The sequence below is a fragment of the Streptomyces sp. NPDC050658 genome (assembly GCF_044457025.1).
Classification (GTDB): Bacteria; Actinomycetota; Actinomycetes; order Streptomycetales; family Streptomycetaceae; genus Streptomyces.
Genome location: NZ_JBITGM010000006.1, coordinates 108876 through 125730, shown reverse-complemented (window position 1 = coordinate 125730; position 16855 = coordinate 108876). Strand labels below are relative to the sequence as shown.

At 70.7% G+C, this 16855-nt stretch carries 16 protein-coding genes and 1 tRNA gene; 13 read left to right on the top strand and 4 right to left on the bottom strand.

Annotated elements, in window-relative coordinates:
* The first annotated feature begins 27 nt into the window (after positions 1-27).
* The gene (locus ACIBKX_RS21850; RefSeq protein WP_363270397.1) at positions 28-615 is read left to right on the top strand and encodes a hypothetical protein; all 588 of its coding nucleotides are present in this window, start codon (positions 28-30) and stop codon (positions 613-615) included.
* A 205-nt stretch (positions 616-820) separates the two neighbouring features.
* Here the strand turns inward: ACIBKX_RS21850 and ACIBKX_RS21845 are convergent, their stop codons facing one another.
* The 3 genes from ACIBKX_RS21845 to ACIBKX_RS21835 all read right to left on the bottom strand — a co-directional run bounded on the left by ACIBKX_RS21845 (position 821) and on the right by ACIBKX_RS21835 (position 3409).
* Positions 821-1789 (bottom strand): DUF5926 family protein, encoded by a 969-nt coding sequence (locus ACIBKX_RS21845; RefSeq protein ID WP_363270398.1) that lies wholly within the window; start codon positions 1787-1789, stop codon positions 821-823.
* A 127-nt stretch (positions 1790-1916) separates the two neighbouring features.
* On the bottom strand, positions 1917-2534 hold the full coding sequence (locus tag ACIBKX_RS21840; protein WP_363270399.1) for an ATP-binding protein: 618 nt from the start codon (positions 2532-2534) through the stop codon (positions 1917-1919).
* A gap of 62 nt (positions 2535-2596) precedes the next feature.
* On the bottom strand, positions 2597-3409 hold the full coding sequence (locus ACIBKX_RS21835) for a glycerophosphodiester phosphodiesterase (RefSeq protein ID WP_363270400.1): 813 nt from the start codon (positions 3407-3409) through the stop codon (positions 2597-2599).
* 184 nt (positions 3410-3593) lie between these two features.
* On the opposite strand from ACIBKX_RS21835, the gene ACIBKX_RS21830 reads away from it, so the two are divergent.
* The 3 genes from ACIBKX_RS21830 (at position 3594) to ACIBKX_RS21820 (ending at position 6136) form a co-directional block, all read left to right on the top strand.
* Positions 3594-5039, top strand: a complete 1446-nt coding sequence (locus ACIBKX_RS21830; protein ID WP_363270401.1) for a trypsin-like peptidase domain-containing protein — start codon at positions 3594-3596, stop codon at positions 5037-5039.
* 42 nt (positions 5040-5081) lie between these two features.
* Positions 5082-5166 (top strand) — tRNA-Ser (locus ACIBKX_RS21825).
* Positions 5167-5404: 238 nt separating this feature from the next.
* A complete protein-coding gene (locus ACIBKX_RS21820; RefSeq protein ID WP_363270402.1) occupies positions 5405-6136 on the top strand; it encodes a sensor domain-containing protein in 732 nt (243 codons plus the stop codon).
* Between the two features lie 83 nt (positions 6137-6219).
* Here the strand turns inward: ACIBKX_RS21820 and ACIBKX_RS21815 are convergent, their stop codons facing one another.
* Positions 6220-7092 carry a bifunctional DNA primase/polymerase gene (locus tag ACIBKX_RS21815; protein ID WP_363270403.1) on the bottom strand — a complete coding sequence of 291 codons (873 nt, stop codon included), beginning with the start codon at positions 7090-7092 and terminating at the stop codon, positions 6220-6222.
* Positions 7093-7468: 376 nt separating this feature from the next.
* Between ACIBKX_RS21815 and ACIBKX_RS21810 the strand changes: the two genes are divergently transcribed.
* From ACIBKX_RS21810 to ACIBKX_RS21770, 9 genes are all read left to right on the top strand, one after another.
* The gene (locus ACIBKX_RS21810; RefSeq protein WP_363270404.1) at positions 7469-7780 is read left to right on the top strand and encodes a hypothetical protein; all 312 of its coding nucleotides are present in this window, start codon (positions 7469-7471) and stop codon (positions 7778-7780) included.
* A 245-nt stretch (positions 7781-8025) separates the two neighbouring features.
* Positions 8026-9252 carry an acyl-CoA dehydrogenase family protein gene (locus tag ACIBKX_RS21805; RefSeq protein ID WP_363270405.1) on the top strand — a complete coding sequence of 409 codons (1227 nt, stop codon included), beginning with the start codon at positions 8026-8028 and terminating at the stop codon, positions 9250-9252.
* Positions 9249-10286 carry a bifunctional MaoC family dehydratase N-terminal/OB-fold nucleic acid binding domain-containing protein gene (locus ACIBKX_RS21800; protein ID WP_363270406.1) on the top strand — a complete coding sequence of 346 codons (1038 nt, stop codon included), beginning with the start codon at positions 9249-9251 and terminating at the stop codon, positions 10284-10286. The genes ACIBKX_RS21805 and ACIBKX_RS21800 overlap by 4 nt, the downstream gene beginning before the upstream one ends.
* 1 nt (position 10287) lies before the next feature.
* Positions 10288-11355, top strand: coding sequence for an acyl-CoA dehydrogenase family protein (locus tag ACIBKX_RS21795; protein ID WP_363270408.1), 1068 nt, complete (start codon positions 10288-10290; stop codon positions 11353-11355).
* On the top strand, positions 11352-11846 hold the full coding sequence (locus ACIBKX_RS21790) for a MaoC/PaaZ C-terminal domain-containing protein (RefSeq protein ID WP_363270409.1): 495 nt from the start codon (positions 11352-11354) through the stop codon (positions 11844-11846). The genes ACIBKX_RS21795 and ACIBKX_RS21790 overlap by 4 nt, the downstream gene beginning before the upstream one ends.
* Positions 11843-13009: a lipid-transfer protein gene (locus tag ACIBKX_RS21785; protein WP_363270410.1), complete on the top strand. Its 1167-nt coding sequence runs from the start codon at positions 11843-11845 to the stop codon at positions 13007-13009. The genes ACIBKX_RS21790 and ACIBKX_RS21785 overlap by 4 nt, the downstream gene beginning before the upstream one ends.
* A 52-nt stretch (positions 13010-13061) precedes the next feature.
* On the top strand, positions 13062-13952 hold the full coding sequence (locus ACIBKX_RS21780) for a glycoside hydrolase domain-containing protein (protein WP_399375860.1): 891 nt from the start codon (positions 13062-13064) through the stop codon (positions 13950-13952).
* Between the two features lie 187 nt (positions 13953-14139).
* Positions 14140-14703 (top strand): SigE family RNA polymerase sigma factor, encoded by a 564-nt coding sequence (locus ACIBKX_RS21775; protein ID WP_399375859.1) that lies wholly within the window; start codon positions 14140-14142, stop codon positions 14701-14703.
* A 495-nt stretch (positions 14704-15198) separates the two neighbouring features.
* On the top strand, positions 15199-16845 hold the full coding sequence (locus ACIBKX_RS21770; protein WP_363270412.1) for a long-chain fatty acid--CoA ligase: 1647 nt from the start codon (positions 15199-15201) through the stop codon (positions 16843-16845).
* The last annotated feature ends 10 nt before the right edge of the window (positions 16846-16855 follow it).

Here is a 16855-nt window from a genome sequence, read left to right as displayed (position 1 = left end):
CATCAATCGTCGTTAATGTCAGGGCCCATGAACCCCCGCCTGATCGCGCTCATGGGAGTTGTGGCCATCACGGTTCTCCTGCCGTTCGCCGGCGCGTCCGCGGGGCCGGTGGGCGACGACGAGGCCGGCGCGAGGCCGGTGGAGCGGCCGACGGATCCGCCGCCAAGTCCTGACGCGAAACAGCCCTCCAAGGAGAGGCCGACTTCGCAGCGGCCCACTACGGAGGGGGCGGTTACGGAGCGGCCGTCCCTCCTCTCGGAGCTCGGACTCACCGGCACTGCCCGGTGCGGCCCCGAACTGACCTCTCCGGAAGGCGTCGAGGCGCAGACCTGTGTGCTCACCCAGCGGCACGACACCTGGGCGCGTACGTACTACCGCAACGCCACAGGTGATGAGCTGAGCGCCGTACTGACCGTTATGGGACCGGGCGGACGCACCGTCCAGATGCACTGCGTGGTGAGCGCGGAGGACGAGCCGGAAGTGTGCGAGACGCCACGCGAGCGCACGGCCGGGGACGCGGCGGCGTATTCGGCGGTGGTGGAGTTCGCTGACGGGAGTGGCGGACCGTTGCTCTTGCGCTCGGGGAGCAACTCGGCGCGGCCGAAGGCCAGTTGAGGTCGCAGGTCAGACCCGATGTGGGGCCGGACATGGAAGCGCCCGGTTGCTGGCGACGGGGGATGCACCAGCAACCGGGCTACCTGAACGGTAACAAGAGATCTGCTCTTGGCAAATTCGATCTCGGTTATCCGGACAGGGATTTACCTGCGATGTCGGGGAGTTGTGACAGGAGTCACCCATTCCCCGACGGCTGACTGGCGGGTCAGCTCAAGGTCACCTGGCGGTTGGTGAGACCACCGCGGGCCCTGCGCTCCTCCGGGGTCAGCGGGGCGTCCGTGGCAAGCGCCGCCGCGAGCCGCTCGGCGAACTCGGCGGCCGGCTTCTCGATGTCCTCGGCGCCCATGCCGGTCGGCAGGTCCCACACCGGGACCGTCAGACCGTGCGCCCGGAAGGAGCCGACCAGGCGGGTGCCCTCGCCGAGGCTCGACGCACCGGCCGCGTGCAGCCGGGCGAGCGCGTCGAGGAGCTGCTCCTCGGGGTGCGGCATGACCCAGCGCAGGTGGTTCTTCTCCGGGGTCTCGCACCAGTACGCGGACTCCACTCCGGAGAGCTTCACGGTCGGGATGGCGGCCGCGTTCGCCCGCTCCAGGGAGGCGGAGACCTCCGGGCTGGCGTTCTCCGAATCCGGCACCCAGAACTCGAAGCCCTCGTGCACGACCGGCTCGAAGGTGCCCTCGGGGTCGAGGATGTCCTGCAGCCGGGGGCCGTCCGCGGGCGCGCGCCGGGCCTGGACCGGAGTGCCCGGCTCGGCCGCGAGCGCCCGCTGGAGGGTGTCGGCGAGGTCGCGGCTGATGTCGCCGGACGACGTGTCGTTCTGCAGGCCGAGCAGGACCGAGCCGTCGTCGCGGCGCAGCGCGGGCCACGCCATCGGCAGCACGGTCGCAAGGGAGACGGCGGGCACGCCGTCGGGCAGCCCGCCCTTGAGGGGCAGTTCGACGGTCGCCGCGGGGACCAGCTCGCGCAGCGCCACCCAGTCGCCCTCGCCGGCCAGGCCCTCGAAGGGGCGCTGCACCAGCTCGGTCACCGCGTGCGCGGCGGCCCGGCCGTGACAGGCCTTGTAGCGGCGGCCCGAACCGCAGGGGCAGGGTTCGCGGGCGCCGACGACGGGGACCTCTCCGTCCTTCAGCTGCGGCTGCTGCTTGCCCTTGGTCTGAGGGCGCTTCTTGGCCATCTTGGGTGTCTCCCGGATGCGGCTCTCTTGCGTGGCTCTTCGTACGTCTGGGGCGTACGGGCGCGAGCCTAGCCGCTCGCCCAGGGGGCGTCGGGACAAGTCCTCGGTGCGCTGTCGGGAGGGTTCGTCAGTCGAGGTCGTCGAAGGGGTCCGCGTACGCGAGGTCCGGTATCGCGGCGGCCGAGGGGGCCGCGACGCGCGTAGCGAAATCGTCATGGCGGTGCCCGGCACGCATGACGACCCACACGGTGACCTCGCCGTGGGTGTCGTCGCGCACGCCCCAGGCCTCGGCCAGGGCCGTGATGATGTTGAGCCCGCGGCCGCCGTGCGCGGTGACCGAGGGAGTGGCCGGAACGGGGCGGGTAGGGCCTCCGCCGTCCGTCACCTCGACCGTCAGCCGGCCCGTGGCGTCCACGCGCCAGGCCGCCCGTACGTCACCGTCGCCGACCAGTCCTTCGCCCAGCGGCCTGCCGTGCCGACAGGCATTGCTGAGCAGTTCCGAAAGGATCAGTACCGCGTCGTCGACGACCGAATCCGACACCCCGCTCCTGCGCAACTGATCGCGCATCCGGTGTCTTGCTTCCCCCACGCCCGCAGGGCCATGGGGTACGGCCATGCTCGACGACGCGGGCACCTCCCGTGCCACCACCAACGCCACCCCCGAGACCTCCTTCGCCCCACGCCACGGTGTGAATGCCCCAATGGACTGGACCGGAAACCGGCCAATCCTTGTGCGGTGACGCACTCGTAACGATCGAATACGGACCGAACGCGCCGGTGCACACCCTGTAACCGATGAGGAATCGGTTAACCACGGCCCAGCTGGGACAGCACCTGCTTGGGGCGGTTGGTGATGATGGCGTCGACGCCGAGTTCGGCGCAGAGCTCGACGTCCTCTGGCTCGTTCACGGTCCACACGTGCACCTGGTGACCCGCGCGCTTCAGCTTGGCCACGTAACCGGGGTTGTTGCGCACGATCCGCATGCCGGGTCCCGCGATCCGTACGCCCTCGGGGAGACGGCCGTCGCGGTGGCGCGGCGAGACGAACTGCATCAGATAGACCGTCGGCAGGGTGGGCGACGCGGCGCGCACCCGGTGCAGGGAGCGCGCCGAGAAGCTCATGACGCGCACAGGGGAGGGCCCTTGTGCGGGTGGGGAATCCAAACCGAAGCGCTTCAGTAGAAGAAGCAGCCTTTCCTCGACCTGGCCCGCCCAGCGCGTGGGGTGCTTCGTCTCGACGGCCAGCTGGACCTGGCGTCCCGATGCGTTGCTCTCGGCCACCAGCTCCAGGAGCCGCTCCAGGGTGAGGACGGAGGTGTCCGCCCAGTCGGGGCCCTCGTCGGCCTCCCCGTGGTTGCTCTTCCAGGAGCCGAAGTCCAGCGTGGCGAGATCGGCGAGTTCCAGGGCGGAGACGGCCCCGCGGCCGTTCGAGGTGCGGTTGACGCGCCGGTCGTGGACACAGACGAGATGCCCGTCGGCCGTCAGGCGCACATCGCACTCCAGGGCGTCGGCCCCGTCCTCGACGGCCTTCCTGTACGCGGCCAGTGTGTGCTCGGGGGCGTCTTCGGAGGCTCCGCGGTGGGCGACGACCTGGATCTGCTGCTGTCGTGCGAGGGTCACCGCGTCATCGTGCCATCACGGGGTACCCGCAGGCTCGCCCGAGCCCGGCGCACACTGCGCCGGATCCACAGGATCGGCTTATGGTGCCCTGACAGCCCATGGGAAAAGCTGACTGCAGACAGATGCTCAGTTGGCCACAGCCGGGCCGTGACCGAGAACGACAGCGTGGACCGAGGAGAGAGCTGTGAACACCGAGAACGAGGGCAACGAGGTACCCCAGGCCCCGTCCGCGCCTCCTGTGCCGGTGGACACTCCCGAGGCTTCCACCCATCCCGTGCCCGCCGTTGGTACTCCGTCCGCGCCGGCGACTCCGCCGCCCGCGTCGACCCCACCGGGCGTACCGGGCGCACCTGGTGGTCCGGGTGCCCCGACCGCGCCGGGTGCCGCCGCCGGGGCCTGGCCGCCTCCGCCGCCGCCCGCTGTTCCGTCGTACGCACAAGGCGGAGGATCGGGCTCCGCGTGGGGCGCCTCCTATGCGGCGCAGCACCCTGAGGGGCCGAAGCCCGCGGGGCGGCGCGGCGGTCTGATCGCCGCGGTGCTGGTGGCCGCTCTGGTGGCGGGTGGTGTCGGTGGCGGTATCGGCTTCTGGGCGGCCGACCGCAACGACGACAGCACGGGCTCGACCACGGTCTCCGCGTCCGACACCCCGGCCGACCTCAAGCGTGAGCCCGGCTCGGTCGCCGACATCGCCAACAAGGCGCTCCCCAGCGTCGTCACCATCGAGGCGCAGGGCGGCAACGGAGAGGGCGGCACGGGCACCGGCTTCGTCTACGACAAGCAGGGCCACATCCTCACCAACAACCACGTGGTGGCGTCCGCGGCCGAGGGCGGGAAGCTCGCGGCGACGTTCTCCAACGGCAAGAAGTACGACGCCGAGGTGGTCGGCCGCGCCGAGGGGTACGACGTGGCGGTCATCAAACTCAAGAACCCGCCGGCGGACCTGCGGCCGCTCACCCTCGGCAACTCGGACCGGGTGGCCGTCGGCGACTCGACGATCGCCATCGGCGCCCCCTTCGGCCTGTCGAACACGGTCACGACCGGCATCGTCAGCGCCAAGGACCGCCCGGTCACCTCCAGCGACGGCGCGAGCAGCAAGAGCTCGTACATGAGCGCCCTGCAGACCGACGCCTCCATCAACCCCGGCAACTCCGGTGGCCCGCTGCTCGACTCGCGGGGCAACGTCATCGGCATCAACTCCGCGATCAAGCCCGCCGAGAGCGGCGGCGGCCTCGGCGGCGGCGGTCAGTCCGGTTCCATCGGCCTGGGCTTCGCGATCCCGGTCAACCAGGCCAAGTACGTCGCCGGACAGCTGATCAAGACCGGCCAGGCCGTCTACCCGGTGATCGGTGCCTCGGTCTCGCTGGGCGAGGACACGGGCGGCGCCACGATCTCCAGCGAAGGCGCGGGCGGCTCGGAAGCGGTCACCCCGAACGGCCCGGCGGCCAAGGCGGGCCTCAAGCCCGGTGATGTCATCACGAAGCTGGACGACACGGTGATCGACAGCGGTCCGACGCTGATCGGCCAGATCTGGACCCACAAGCCGGGGGACAAGGTCAAGATCACGTTCGAGCGCGACGGCAAGGAGCGCACGGTCGACGTGATCCTGGGCGAGCGCAAGGGCGAGAGCTGACCCGCTACTCTTGACCCCGCACCGCCGGGACCGGCGGTGCGGGGTGGGTTGCCCGAGCGGCCTAAGGGAACGGTCTTGAAAACCGTCGTGGTGCGAGCCACCGTGGGTTCAAATCCCACACCCACCGCTTGTTGAGCGGCTTGTTTGAACCGCTCGTCGAACAGTGAGAACGGCCCCCGACCTGAGTTTGGTCGGGGGCCGTCTTGCTGTCCGGAGGTGGTCCTTTCGCCGCGTAGGGGGTGGCGCTGGTGACACCCCCGAGAGGCCGGGTCGCCGGATGTCGGTGGGCGCGGGGATTCGCGAACGTGGAGGACGTCAGCACGGCACGTCCCCACCGCCCTCACCCCGAAGATTCGAGGCCCGCCATGAGCACCAGCACACTGCCGTACGCAGCCGCTTCCGCCGTCCCCTCGAGTGCCGCTGCTCCCTCGGGCGCTCAGCCGGAGGAGTTCCGGGCCCCGGGCTTCTGGCGGGCGCCGTTCGCCGCCGCCACCTACCGGGAGATCGGCTACGCGGTCGGCTCGCTGCCCATCGCCGTCGTCGGCTTCACGTTCGCCGTGACGATGTTCTCGCTCGGGGCCGGTCTCTTCGTCACCGTGCTCGGACTGCCGGTGCTGGCGGCCGCGTTGGCCGGCGCGCGGGGGCTCGGTGCCGCCGAGCGGGGGCGGGCGCGGGCACGCCTCGGGCTTGAGGTCGCCGGGCCGGGGCCCGTGCGGACCGCTCCGGAGGCGGGCGCGTGGGCCGGGATGCGGGCGCGGCTCGTGGACGCGGCCGGCTGGCGGGCGTTGCTCTTCCAGGTCGTGATGTTCCCCGCGCGGGTGGTGTCGTTCGTCCTCACCGTGACCTTCCTGGTCACGGGGTGGGTGGTCGCGCTCCTCCCGGCGTACGCCTGGGTGTTCCCGCACTACCTCGACTGGCCGGGCTACCGGGTGTTCGACTACACCTCGGGCGGCGAGCACCACGCGTACTACCTGGAGTCGCCGTGGCAGATCGCCGGAGGGGCCCTGCTCGGCCTCGCCATCGTCTTCCTCACCCCGAAGCTGGTGCGGGCGCTGACCAACATCGACCGTGCCGCGGTGCGTTCGCTGCTGGGTTAGTGGGTTTGTGCGTAAGCGGTCTGTGCGTAAGGGGCGTTCGCCATTGCGGGCGCCCCTTACGCACGCCTCTCCAGGAGTGCCTTCTACGCATGCCCCGTCAGCCGCGCCGCCGACGCGATGGTCGAGCGCGCCTCGCGTTCCGTGAGGCCGACTCGGATCGCGGCGGTGACCAGCTCATCGGCCAGGGACGCGCCGATGCCGTTCTCGTAGGCACGGCAAGCAGCCCAGAAGAGGCGGGTGTTGCGCTGGCCTTCGTGCGCGGCGAGCACGAACTGGACCAGGCCCTGCCCCTGTTGGGCGGATGCCGACGGTTTCGTGGAAGTGGCGTGGTGCGTGCGGGGAGGCGGCATCAGCAGCCGGAGCAGTGCGGGCGGACAAGTGCCCGGCGGGAGTTGGGCCGTTCCGGGCACGGTGCTGTAGACGCCGTGCTCCGTACGTGAACCGGGTCCTACGAGGTAGCCGCCCGCACCCCGGATGTCGATTCCGGGGGCCAGCCTGCCCGCGGAGTTGGGGATGACGGCGTCGGGCGGACCCGAGAGCCAGATGTGCCGGCCGCCGCTCGGGGTCACCACGACGACCGTGGCCGGGATGGTGAAGAGATGCCGCAGCGCCAGTTCGCGCAGCGCCGCCGAGGCGTCCGTACCGGACTTGGTGTCGAGGTCGATGCCGATCAGATGGTGCGGGGGCAGCCCGCAGGCGATGCCGTAGCCGCTGGCCCAGGGGGCGGCGGCGAAGAGCCGGCGGATGCGGCGCGGATCGGTCGACGCGTCGTACACGCCGTGTCCGGGGCGGCCGCATTCGCCGTGGCAGGGCGGTGTTCCGGGCTGCTCGTGATGGGGCGAACGGAGGGCCGGCAGCTTGGTGCGGGAGAGCGGGATGACGGCGAGACCGCGCTCGGCGGCGGACAAGGCGTGCGCCAGGGCGAGTGCGGTGGCATGGCGGTCGATGGTGGCCATGCCTTCATTTTCGTACGTATGTTCGAAGAAGGGAAGAGGGAGCGGCCACGACACGCGACGGGCGCGCGTGAGGCGCCCCTCTTCTTCGCGCGATGCCGGAACGCTTCAGCGCTTGGGGCGACTGGGTTCAGGTGGGTCGCACCGGGCTGATCTGGGGCTTTGGGGAAGTGAAGCGTGTTTATCGACTTGTACTCACGCTTGCGGGGGAATCGGGTCTTCCGGGGTGGTTCGCCGGGGATTCGGTGGGCAACTCTGGACTCGCGACGTCGTGCAGAAGCAGAAACCGGGGCGGTCGGCCAACTGCCTTGGATCAAGCCGTACTTCTGGTGCTCCCGGTACACAGCCGGTGCGTACCTCCCGTTCTGGAGGAATTGACATGGCAAGCATCCGTACCGCCCGCGTCATCGCCGCCGCCGCGGCCCTGCCCTTGGCTGCGGCGCTCTTCTCCGGTGTCGCGATGGCGGACAACGGCTCCTTCGCGAACGACGGATCGAATGCCGGCGTGGCCACCGTCAACGGCAGTGGCGTCGGCGGCAACAACAGCGGCAACTCGTCGACGACGCAGCAGCAGGCGGTCGGTAACGGTGCCTCGAACCAGAGCAACACCGCTCAGGTGAACGGCTCCGCGTTCACGGCGATCGACCAGTCGAACGAGAACATCGCCGTCAACTTCACCAACCTCTGGTGAGCTAGCGGCCTTCTGGGGTTGCTCCTTGGGCCTGCTCGATGGGGTGTGTGACGGTCTGCGCGGCGGTGCGAAAGCACCGCCGCGCAGCCGTGTTCGGGGTGCTTCCGCGTACGGCCGCGCAGCCGTGTTCCGCGTGCTGTGTCGATGCTCGCGCCGCGTGATCTCTTGACACTCGCACAGTTTCTGACGGACAGTCAGAAACCCTTGTCGGTGCGACGCCCGTACGCGAAGGAGAGGCCGCCGCCGTGCACCTCGCCCCCACCGAACGACAGGAGCGGCTCCGCTCCGAACTGCGCGGCTACTTCCGCGACCTGATGCCGCAAGGGCCGCCCGCGGCCACCGATCTGGAGGGGCAGCGCCGGCTGCTGCGCCGCATCGGGGCCGACCGCATGCTCGGCCTGGGCTGGCCGGTCGAGTACGGCGGTCAAGGGCGCGGCGCCGACGAGCAGTTCGTCTTCTTCGACGAGGCCTATCGCGCGGGCGCACCCGTCTCGATGGTCACCCTGAACACCGTCGGCCCGACGCTCATGAAATACGGAACGGAGGAGCAGAAGGCCTGCTTCCTGCCGCGCATCCTCAGCGGCGATCTCGTCTTCGCGATCGGCTACAGCGAGCCATCGGCGGGGACGGACCTCGCGTCGCTGCGTACGAGGGCGGTGCGGCATGCGGCAGAGGGGTCGGTCGGTCCGGACGGGTCCGTCGCGGACGGGCGCGACGACGTCTGGGTCATCGACGGGCAGAAGATCTTCACCTCGAACGCCCAGAACGCCGACTGGATCTGGCTCGCCTGCCGCACCGACCCCGAAGCCCCCAAGCACCAGGGCATCTCGATCATCCTCGTGCCGACCGGAGCGCCCGGATTCTCCTGGACTCCGATCGAGACCGTGGGCGGGCTGACCACGACGGCGACGTATTACGACGGGATACGCGTCCCCGCCACGAACCTCGTCGGCGAGGAGAACGGCGGCTGGGGGCTCATCACCAACCAGCTCAACCACGAGCGGGTGGCGCTCGCCGCGATCGGAATGCAGGCCGAGGATTTCTACGCGGCGGCACTCGACGTCGCGCGTACACCCGATCCAGTGACGGGCGAACGTCGGATTGACGCCCCGTGGGTCCGTTCGAGACTGGCCGAAGCGCGGGTCCGACTCGCGGCAACGCGCCTGCTCAACTGGCGTTTGGTGGGTGATGTGGGGGCGGGCCGGCTGGCGCCTGGAGACGCGAGCGGCGTGAAGTTCGTGGGAACCGAATCGGCCGTCGAGGTGTACCGAATATGTCAGGAAGTCGCGGGCGATGCGGGTCTGGTGCGGGCCGGGTCGCCCGGGGCCCTGGCGCTCGGCACGGGCGGTGAGGGGGAGCTGGAGCGGATGAACAGGGCGGCACAGATCAATACGTTCGGGGGCGGGGTGAGCGAGGTGCAGCGGGAGATCGTCGCGACGATGCGGCTCGGCATGCGGAGGGGGCGGCGATGACCGGTACGGCGACGACGGATGCGGCGACGACGGATGCGGCGACGACCGATATCCCGTACGAGGCGTTGAAGGTGTTCGAGGGCCGGGCGGCCGCGACGGCGGGCGTGGGCAAGGACCCGGTCAACGTGCCGATGATCCGGCACTGGTGCGAGGCGATGGGCGACACCAACTCCGCTTACGCGGGCGGGGATCCGATCGCACCGCCCACCATGCTCCAGGCCTGGACGATGGGCGGACTCTCCGGCCACCAGGGGCACTCGGCCGCGCACGAGGAGCTGTTCGCCCTGCTGGACGCCGCGGGGTACACCTCGATCGTCGCCACCGACTGCGAGCAGGAGTATCTGCGGGCGCTGCGGCCCGGCGACGAGATCACCTTCGACGCGGTGATCGAAACGGTCTCGGAGCGCAAGACGACGAAGCTGGGGACGGGGCACTTCGTCACGACGCGGATGGACGTCAGGGCGGGCGGCGAACCGGTCGGGATCCATCGCTTCCGGATCCTCAAATACGCACCCGCGCGACGCAGGCCACAGGGAGCGGACAAAGGCGCAGGCAAGGGAGCGGACCAGGGGGCCGGCAAGGGAATGGACCTGGGGGCCGGCAAGGCGGCGGCCGAGGCCAGGAGGCCCCGCCCGGTGATCAACAGGGACAACGCCGGGTTCTGGGAGGGCGTGGCGCGCCACCAGCTCCTGATCCAGCGCTGCGGCGGCTGCGGGGCACTGCGCTTCCCCTGGCTGCCGGGGTGCAACGGCTGTGGATCGCTGGAATGGGACACGGTCGAGGCGAGCGGCGAGGGCACCGTGTACTCGTACGTCGTCATGCACCACCCGCCGTTCCCCGCCTTCGATCCCCCGTACGCGGTCGCGCTCGTCGACCTGGCGGAGGGAGTGCGCATCGTCAGCAATGTGGTGGGCGTGCCCAGCGACAAGGTGCGGATCGGACAGCCCGTGCGGCTCGAATTCCAGCGGGTGGACGAGGAGTTGGAGCTCCCGGTGTTCCGTCCCGTGGACGGCGTTTCGGGAGGTGGGGTCTGACATGGACTTCACGCCCACGGAGGAGCAGACGGCCGCGCGGGATCTCGCGGCGGAGATCTTCGGCGATCTGTCCACGCCCGAGCGGCTCGCGGCGGCGGGGACGGGTTCGGACGCCGAGCTGTGGAAGGCGCTGTGCGCGGCGGGGCTGCCGGGTGCGGTGGAGGACATCGGGCTGCTGGGCCTGGTCCTGCTGCTCGAGGAGCAGGGACGGACGACGGCACAGGTGCCGCTGGCGGCGAGCTGCGTCCATGGCCTGCTGGCCGTGGCCGCCCATGGCACGGAGGAGCAGCGGGAGCGGCTGCTGCCGGGCCTGCGGGACGGTACGGCTGTCGCGACCGGGGCGTTTCCGGCCCAGGGCGGGGTGACGGCCGCCGCCACGGAATCGCCGGACGGGCTGACGGGGAAGCTGTCCGGAACGGTGCGGTGGGTGCCCTGGCTGCGGGATGCCACGCATGTCCTGGTGGCCGTGCCGGATCGCGCCCGGCGGGACGGGCCGGGTCTGTGGATGGTGCGGGTGGCCGACGCGGAGACGGAGCCGGTGGAGCTGACGGCGCCCTGGTCGGCCGGGCGACTGGTGCTGGACGGGACGCCGGCGGAGCGGATCGGCGGTGCGGGGGCCTGCGCGGATGTGCTGGCCACCGCGCGGACGGCCTTCGCAGGGCTGCAGGCCGGGGTGTGTGCCGGATCGCTGGCCCGCGCGGTCGCCTACACGAATGAGCGGGAGCAGTTCGGGCGCCCGCTCGCGGCCAAGCAGGGGGTACAACTCCGGGCGGCGGACGCCCATATGGACACCGAGGCGATCCGGGTCACGGCGTACGAGGCGGCCTGGCGGCGCGACGAGGGCCTCGCGTACGACGTGCATGCGCTGACCGCCGCGTGGTGGGCGTCGGAGGCGGGCAAGCGGGTCGTGCACGCGGGCCAGCATCTGCACGGCGGCATGGGCGCGGACCTCGACCATCCCGTGCACCGGCACTTCCTGTGGGGGCGGCAGCTGGACGCGTATCTGGGATGCGGGAGTGAAGTCCTCGCGGAACTGGGCGACTTGATCGCTGAGGAGGAGGCGGCATGAGGGCGGGCGACAAACTGCCGGAGCTCACTGTTCCGGTCACTCGGACACTGATCGTCTCCGGGGCGATCGCGTCGCGGGACTACCAGGACGTGCACCACGACGCGGTGGCGGCACAGGAGAAGGGCTCCCCCGACATCTTCATGAACATCCTGACCACGAACGGTCTGGTCGGCCGGTACGTGACGGATCACTTCGGTTCCGCCGCCGTGCTCCGCAAGGTGGCGATCAGGCTGGGGGCGCCCAACTATCCGGGGGACACCATGGTGTTGACCGGATCGATAGAGCGGGTCGACGGCGACACGGCGACGGTCAAGGTCCTCGGGGCGAACGGGATCGGGAAGCACGTCACGGGGACGGTCATGGTGACGGTTCCGGGTGCGGGTCCATCGGCGAGTCCAGCTGAGGCCGTGGCTGAGGCCGGGACTGAGGGCGCGGCTGATGCGGCTGCGGGGCCGGGACGGGACGGAACGCCCACCGGAGGTGCCGCATGAGTGTCCGGACGCGGGACCGGCTCGGCGGGAAGGCGGCCGTCGTCGGCATCGGGGCCACCGAGTTCTCCAAGGACTCGGGCCGCAGTGAGCTCAGGCTCGCCGTGGAGGCGGTGGGCGCGGCGCTCGACGACGCGGGGCTGAGCCCTGCCGATGTCGACGGCATGGTCACTTTCACGATGGACACCAACCCGGAGATCACGGTCGCCCAGGCGGCCGGGATAGGGGATCTCTCGTTCTTCTCCCGGGTCCACTACGGGGGAGGCGCGGCCTGTGCGACGGTCCAGCAGGCGGCCCTCGCGGTGGCGAGCGGAGTGGCCGAAGTGGTCGTCTGCTACCGGGCGTTCAACGAACGGTCGGGGCGGAGGTTCGGCTCCGGGGTGCAGCACCGGGAGCCGTCGGCGGAGGGCGCGGCGCTCGGCTGGTCGCTTCCGTTCGGCCTGCTGACCCCCGCGTCATGGGTGGCGATGGCGGCACAGCGCTACCTCCATACGTACGGGCTCACGCCGGACGCCTTCGGCCATGTCGCGGTCACCGACCGGAAGTACGCGGCGAAGAACCCGGCGGCGTATTTCCACGGAAAGCCGATCACCCTCGCCGACCATGCCGCGTCCCGCTGGATCGTCGAGCCGCTGCGGCTTCTGGACTGCTGCCAGGAGACCGACGGGGGCCAGGCGATCGTCGTGACGAGCGTGGAGCGGGCCCGCGATCTGCCGCACCCGCCGGCGGTGATCACGGCGGCGGCCCAGGGCGCGGGGCGGGCGCAGGAGCAGATGACCAGCTTCTACCGCGACGACCTGAGCGGGCTGCCCGAAATGAGCGTGGTGGCACGGCAGTTGTGGCGCAGTTCCGGGCTTCGGCCGGGCGACATCGACGTGGGGATTCTCTACGACCACTTCACCCCGTTCGTGCTGATGCAACTGGAGGAGTTCGGTTTCTGCGGGCCGGGGGAGGCGGCCGGGTTCGTGGCGGAGGAGCGGCTTCCGCTGAACACACACGGGGGGCAGCTCGGGGAGGCGTATCTGCACGGGATGAATGGCATAGCGGAGGCAGTACGACAGCTGCGGGGCACGTCCGTGAACCAGATATCGGGGGCGGCGCACACCCTGGTCACCGCGGGCACCGGGGTCCCCACATCGGGGCTGATTCTGGGGTCGGACGGCTGAACGCGGCGCGTGTCCCCGGCGGGGCGGGGGCGAGGGGCCTTTCACTCGGCGTATGCGCTGCCGAAAGCCGATCATCCGTCGAACGCGGATCACCCGTCGTGCACCGATCGCGGGACTTGTCCTCGCTCTCGCTCTGACCACGCTGGCCTTGTGCGCGGTGCCGACGGGCGCCACGGGCAGAACTGCTGGGAGGGCCGCAGACCCCGCCGGTGCCGGGGCCGCGCCGGTGTCGACCTTCCACGGATGGGCGTTCGACACCTGCAACGCGCCGGCCGTGGGGACGATGCGGCGCTGGACGAGTTCCGACTACCAGGCGGTGGGCGTCTATTACGGGGGCCGAGGGAGGGCGTGCAAGCGGCAGCCGAATCTGAGCCTGGAGTGGTTGCGGGCTGTGCGCGCGATGGGCTGGCGGGTGCTGCCGCTGTACGTCGGGTCGCAGTCGCCGTGCGTCGTGGCGAAGAACAAGCAGGACGTACGCATGGGGCGGCACCCCTGGAAGCAGGGGACGAGGGAGGGGCGGGACGCGGTAGGCAAGGCGAGGAAGCTGGGGATGAGGCGGGGCAGCCCCCTCTATCTGGACATGGAGGCGTACGGCTATCGGAAGGAGCGGTGCGGGCGGACGACGCTGGCGTTCGTGCGGGCGTGGGACCGGACGGTGCGCAGGCAGGGGTACGTACCGGGGTTCTACAGCAGTGCGGACTCCGGGGTGCGGCACATGGAGGCGGCGCGGCGGGCGGGGGTGCGGGATCTGCCGCAGGTGATGTGGTTCGCGCGCTGGCACACGCGGCCGCATCTGTACCGTGAGTCCGCCCTGCGGCGGAACGCCTGGCACCCCGCGCGGCGCATCCACCAGTACGCGGGGAACGTGAAGGAGCGGCACGGCGGGCGCACGCTGCTGATCGACCGGAACCTTGTCCACGCACCGGTCGCGCGGTTCGGCTGAGGCCCGTTTCCGGGATGAGCCGAGCCCTGTCCCAGGGATGAACCTCAGGGATGAACCCTCAGGGGTGTGCTCCGCCTCCTCCACCTTCAGGAGGTGGGGCTACCACCCCTCGTACAACCTGAGGCGGACACCGCTTCGGGACCTGCGGCCGATCCGCTGAAGTAGGGGGCGCTTCTAGCGTGGAGCCATGACCGTATCCATGGTGCCTGTGTGCACCGGCGCATCGAAGGCCGCGACGCGGACGGCGAGTCCTTCGGCGTATCCGTCGTTCGCGTCCTACGTACGGGCACGTCAGCCTGTGTTGCTGCGCACCGCGCGCTCGCTGACGGCTAACCCGAGCGATGCAGAGGATCTGCTGCAGACCGCTCTCACCAAGACCTATGTCGCATGGGACCGCATCGAGGACCACCGTGCCCTCGACGGCTATGTGCGCAGGGCCCTGCTGAACACCAGGACTTCGCAGTGGCGCAAGCGCAAGGTCGATGAGTTCGCGTGCGACGAACTGCCCGAGCCCGAGGTGGTGCCGGCCGGGGATCCGGCCGAGCAGCAGGTGCTCCGGGACGCCATGTGGCGCGCCATCATGAAGCTGCCGGCGCGGCAGCGGGCGATGGTCGTGCTGCGGTACTACGAGGATCTGAGCGAGGCGCAGACGGCTGAGGTGCTGGGGGTGTCCATCGGTACGGTGAAGAGCGCGGTGTCGCGTGCGCTCGGCAAGCTCCGCGAGGACCCGGAGCTGACGCCGGTCCGCTGATCCCCGCGGGCCCGGCGCCTCGGCCCTCCGGGCGATCCGCGCCGCCTGTGCCGCGCCGGAACCTCGGCTGGCCCCTCGGCCGATGCGCGCCGCCTGTGCCGCGCCGGAACCTCGGCTGGCCCCTCGGTCGATGCGCGCCGCCTGTGCCGCGCCGGAACCTCGGCTGGCCCCTCGGTCGATGCGCGCCGCCTGTGCCGCGCCGGAACCCCGGGTGGCCCCTCGGCCGATGCGCGCCGCCCTGTTCCCCGGACCCCTCACCCCCTCCGGCGATCCGCGCCGCGCCTTCCCCGGAACCCGGCCCCCCTCTCGCCCCCCTCCCCCCCCAAACCCCTCCCACCCCGGTGACCGTAATCACCGTCGGTCGAGCGAAGCTTTCTTCCCCGGGAGTAGTGACATACCGTGCGGTATGCGGCAAGAATCTGGCGAGCCCTACTGCCAGGTAGACCATTCGGGAGCCGCCCCGGATGAATGCCGCGCGCCCACCGGGAGGACGCCGTGCTGAGCACGATGCAGGACGTACCGCTGACTGTCACCCGCATCCTTCGGCACGGGACGACCGTGCACGGGACGTCGCAGGTCACCACATGGACCGGTGAGGCGCCGCAGCGCCGCAGCTTCCGCGAGATCGGTGAACGCACGGCCCAGCTCGCGCACGCGCTGCGCGACGATCTCGGGGTCACCGGCGACGAGCGCGTGGCCACGTTCATGTGGAACAACGCCGAGCACGTCGAGGCCTACTTCGCCGTCCCCTGTATGGGCGCCGTCCTGCACACCCTCAACCTGCGGCTGCCCGCCGACCAGTTGACCTGGATCGTGAACCACGCGGCCGACCGCGTCATCATCGTCAACGGTTCCCTCATCCCGCTGCTCGCGCCCCTGCTCCCGCAGCTGCCGACCGTCGAGCACCTCGTCGTCACCGGTCCCGGCGACCGCGCGCCGCTGGCCGGAGCCACCGCACAAGTACACGAGTACGAGGACCTGCTCGCCGGAAAGCCCACGGCGTACGACTGGCCCGAGCTCGACGAGCGCACCGCCGCCGCCATGTGCTACACCTCCGGCACCACCGGCGACCCGAAGGGCGTCGTGTACTCGCACCGTTCCATCTACCTGCACTCGATGCAGGTCAACATGAGCGAGTCGATGGGGCTGACGGACGCGGACACGACCCTCGTGGTCGTCCCGCAGTTCCACGTCAACGCCTGGGGCCTGCCGCACGCCACGCTCATGGCGGGCGTGAACATGCTGATGCCGGACCGTTTCCTGCAGCCCGCCCCGCTCGCCGAGATGATCGAGACGGAGCGGCCCACGCACGCGGCCGCCGTCCCCACCATCTGGCAGGGCCTGCTCGCCGAACTCACCACGAAGCCCCGCGACGTCAGCTCCCTCGGCCAGGTCACCATCGGCGGCTCGGCCTGCCCGCCCTCGCTGATGGCGGCCTTCGACGAGCTGGGCATGCGGGTCTGTCACGCCTGGGGCATGACGGAGACCTCCCCGCTCGGCACGGTCGCCCGTCCCCCGGCCAAGGCCATCGGCACCGACGAGGAGTTCGGCTACCGCCTCACCCAGGGCCGTTTCCCGACCGGCGTCGAGGCCCGCCTGGTCGGCCCCGGCGGCGAACACCTGCCCTGGGACGGCGAGTCGGCGGGCGAGCTTGAGGTGCGCGGCCCGTGGATCGCGGGCGCGTACTACGGCGGGGCGGGCGAGGAGCCGCTCAAGCCCGAGGACAAGTTCAGCGCGGACGGCTGGCTGAAGACCGGCGACGTCGGTGTCATCACCCCCGACGGATTCCTGACCCTCACCGACCGGGCCAAGGACGTCATCAAGTCGGGCGGCGAGTGGATCTCCAGCGTCGAGCTGGAGAACGCGATCATGTCCCACCCGGACGTCGCGGAGGCCGCGGTCGTCGCCGTCCCCGACGACAAGTGGGGCGAACGCCCGCTCGCCACGGTCGTACTGAAGGAGGGCGCGACCCTCGAATACACGGACCTGCGCGACTTCCTCGCGGGCACCATCGCCAAGTGGCAGCTGCCCGAGCGCTGGGCGATCGTGCCCGCCGTACCCAAGACGAGCGTCGGCAAGTTCGACAAGAAGGTGCTGCGCAGGCAGTACGCGGACGGAGAGCTGGACGTCACCAAGCTCTGACGGCAGGTTC

Coding starts and splice junctions, on each gene's coding strand:
- ACIBKX_RS21850 (WP_363270397.1), top strand. CDS start 28: ATGAACCCCCGCCTGATCGCGCTCATGGGAGTTGTGGCCATCACGGTT.
- ACIBKX_RS21845 (WP_363270398.1), bottom strand. CDS start 1,789: ATGGCCAAGAAGCGCCCTCAGACCAAGGGCAAGCAGCAGCCGCAGCTG.
- ACIBKX_RS21820 (WP_363270402.1), top strand. CDS start 5,405: ATGAGCACCAGCACACTGCCGTACGCAGCCGCTTCCGCCGTCCCCTCG.
- ACIBKX_RS21815 (WP_363270403.1), bottom strand. CDS start 7,092: ATGGCCACCATCGACCGCCATGCCACCGCACTCGCCCTGGCGCACGCC.
- ACIBKX_RS21810 (WP_363270404.1), top strand. CDS start 7,469: ATGGCAAGCATCCGTACCGCCCGCGTCATCGCCGCCGCCGCGGCCCTG.
- ACIBKX_RS21800 (WP_363270406.1), top strand. CDS start 9,249: ATGACCGGTACGGCGACGACGGATGCGGCGACGACGGATGCGGCGACG.
- ACIBKX_RS21795 (WP_363270408.1), top strand. CDS start 10,288: ATGGACTTCACGCCCACGGAGGAGCAGACGGCCGCGCGGGATCTCGCG.
- ACIBKX_RS21790 (WP_363270409.1), top strand. CDS start 11,352: ATGAGGGCGGGCGACAAACTGCCGGAGCTCACTGTTCCGGTCACTCGG.
- ACIBKX_RS21785 (WP_363270410.1), top strand. CDS start 11,843: ATGAGTGTCCGGACGCGGGACCGGCTCGGCGGGAAGGCGGCCGTCGTC.
- ACIBKX_RS21780 (WP_399375860.1), top strand. CDS start 13,062: ATGCGCTGCCGAAAGCCGATCATCCGTCGAACGCGGATCACCCGTCGT.
- ACIBKX_RS21775 (WP_399375859.1), top strand. CDS start 14,140: ATGACCGTATCCATGGTGCCTGTGTGCACCGGCGCATCGAAGGCCGCG.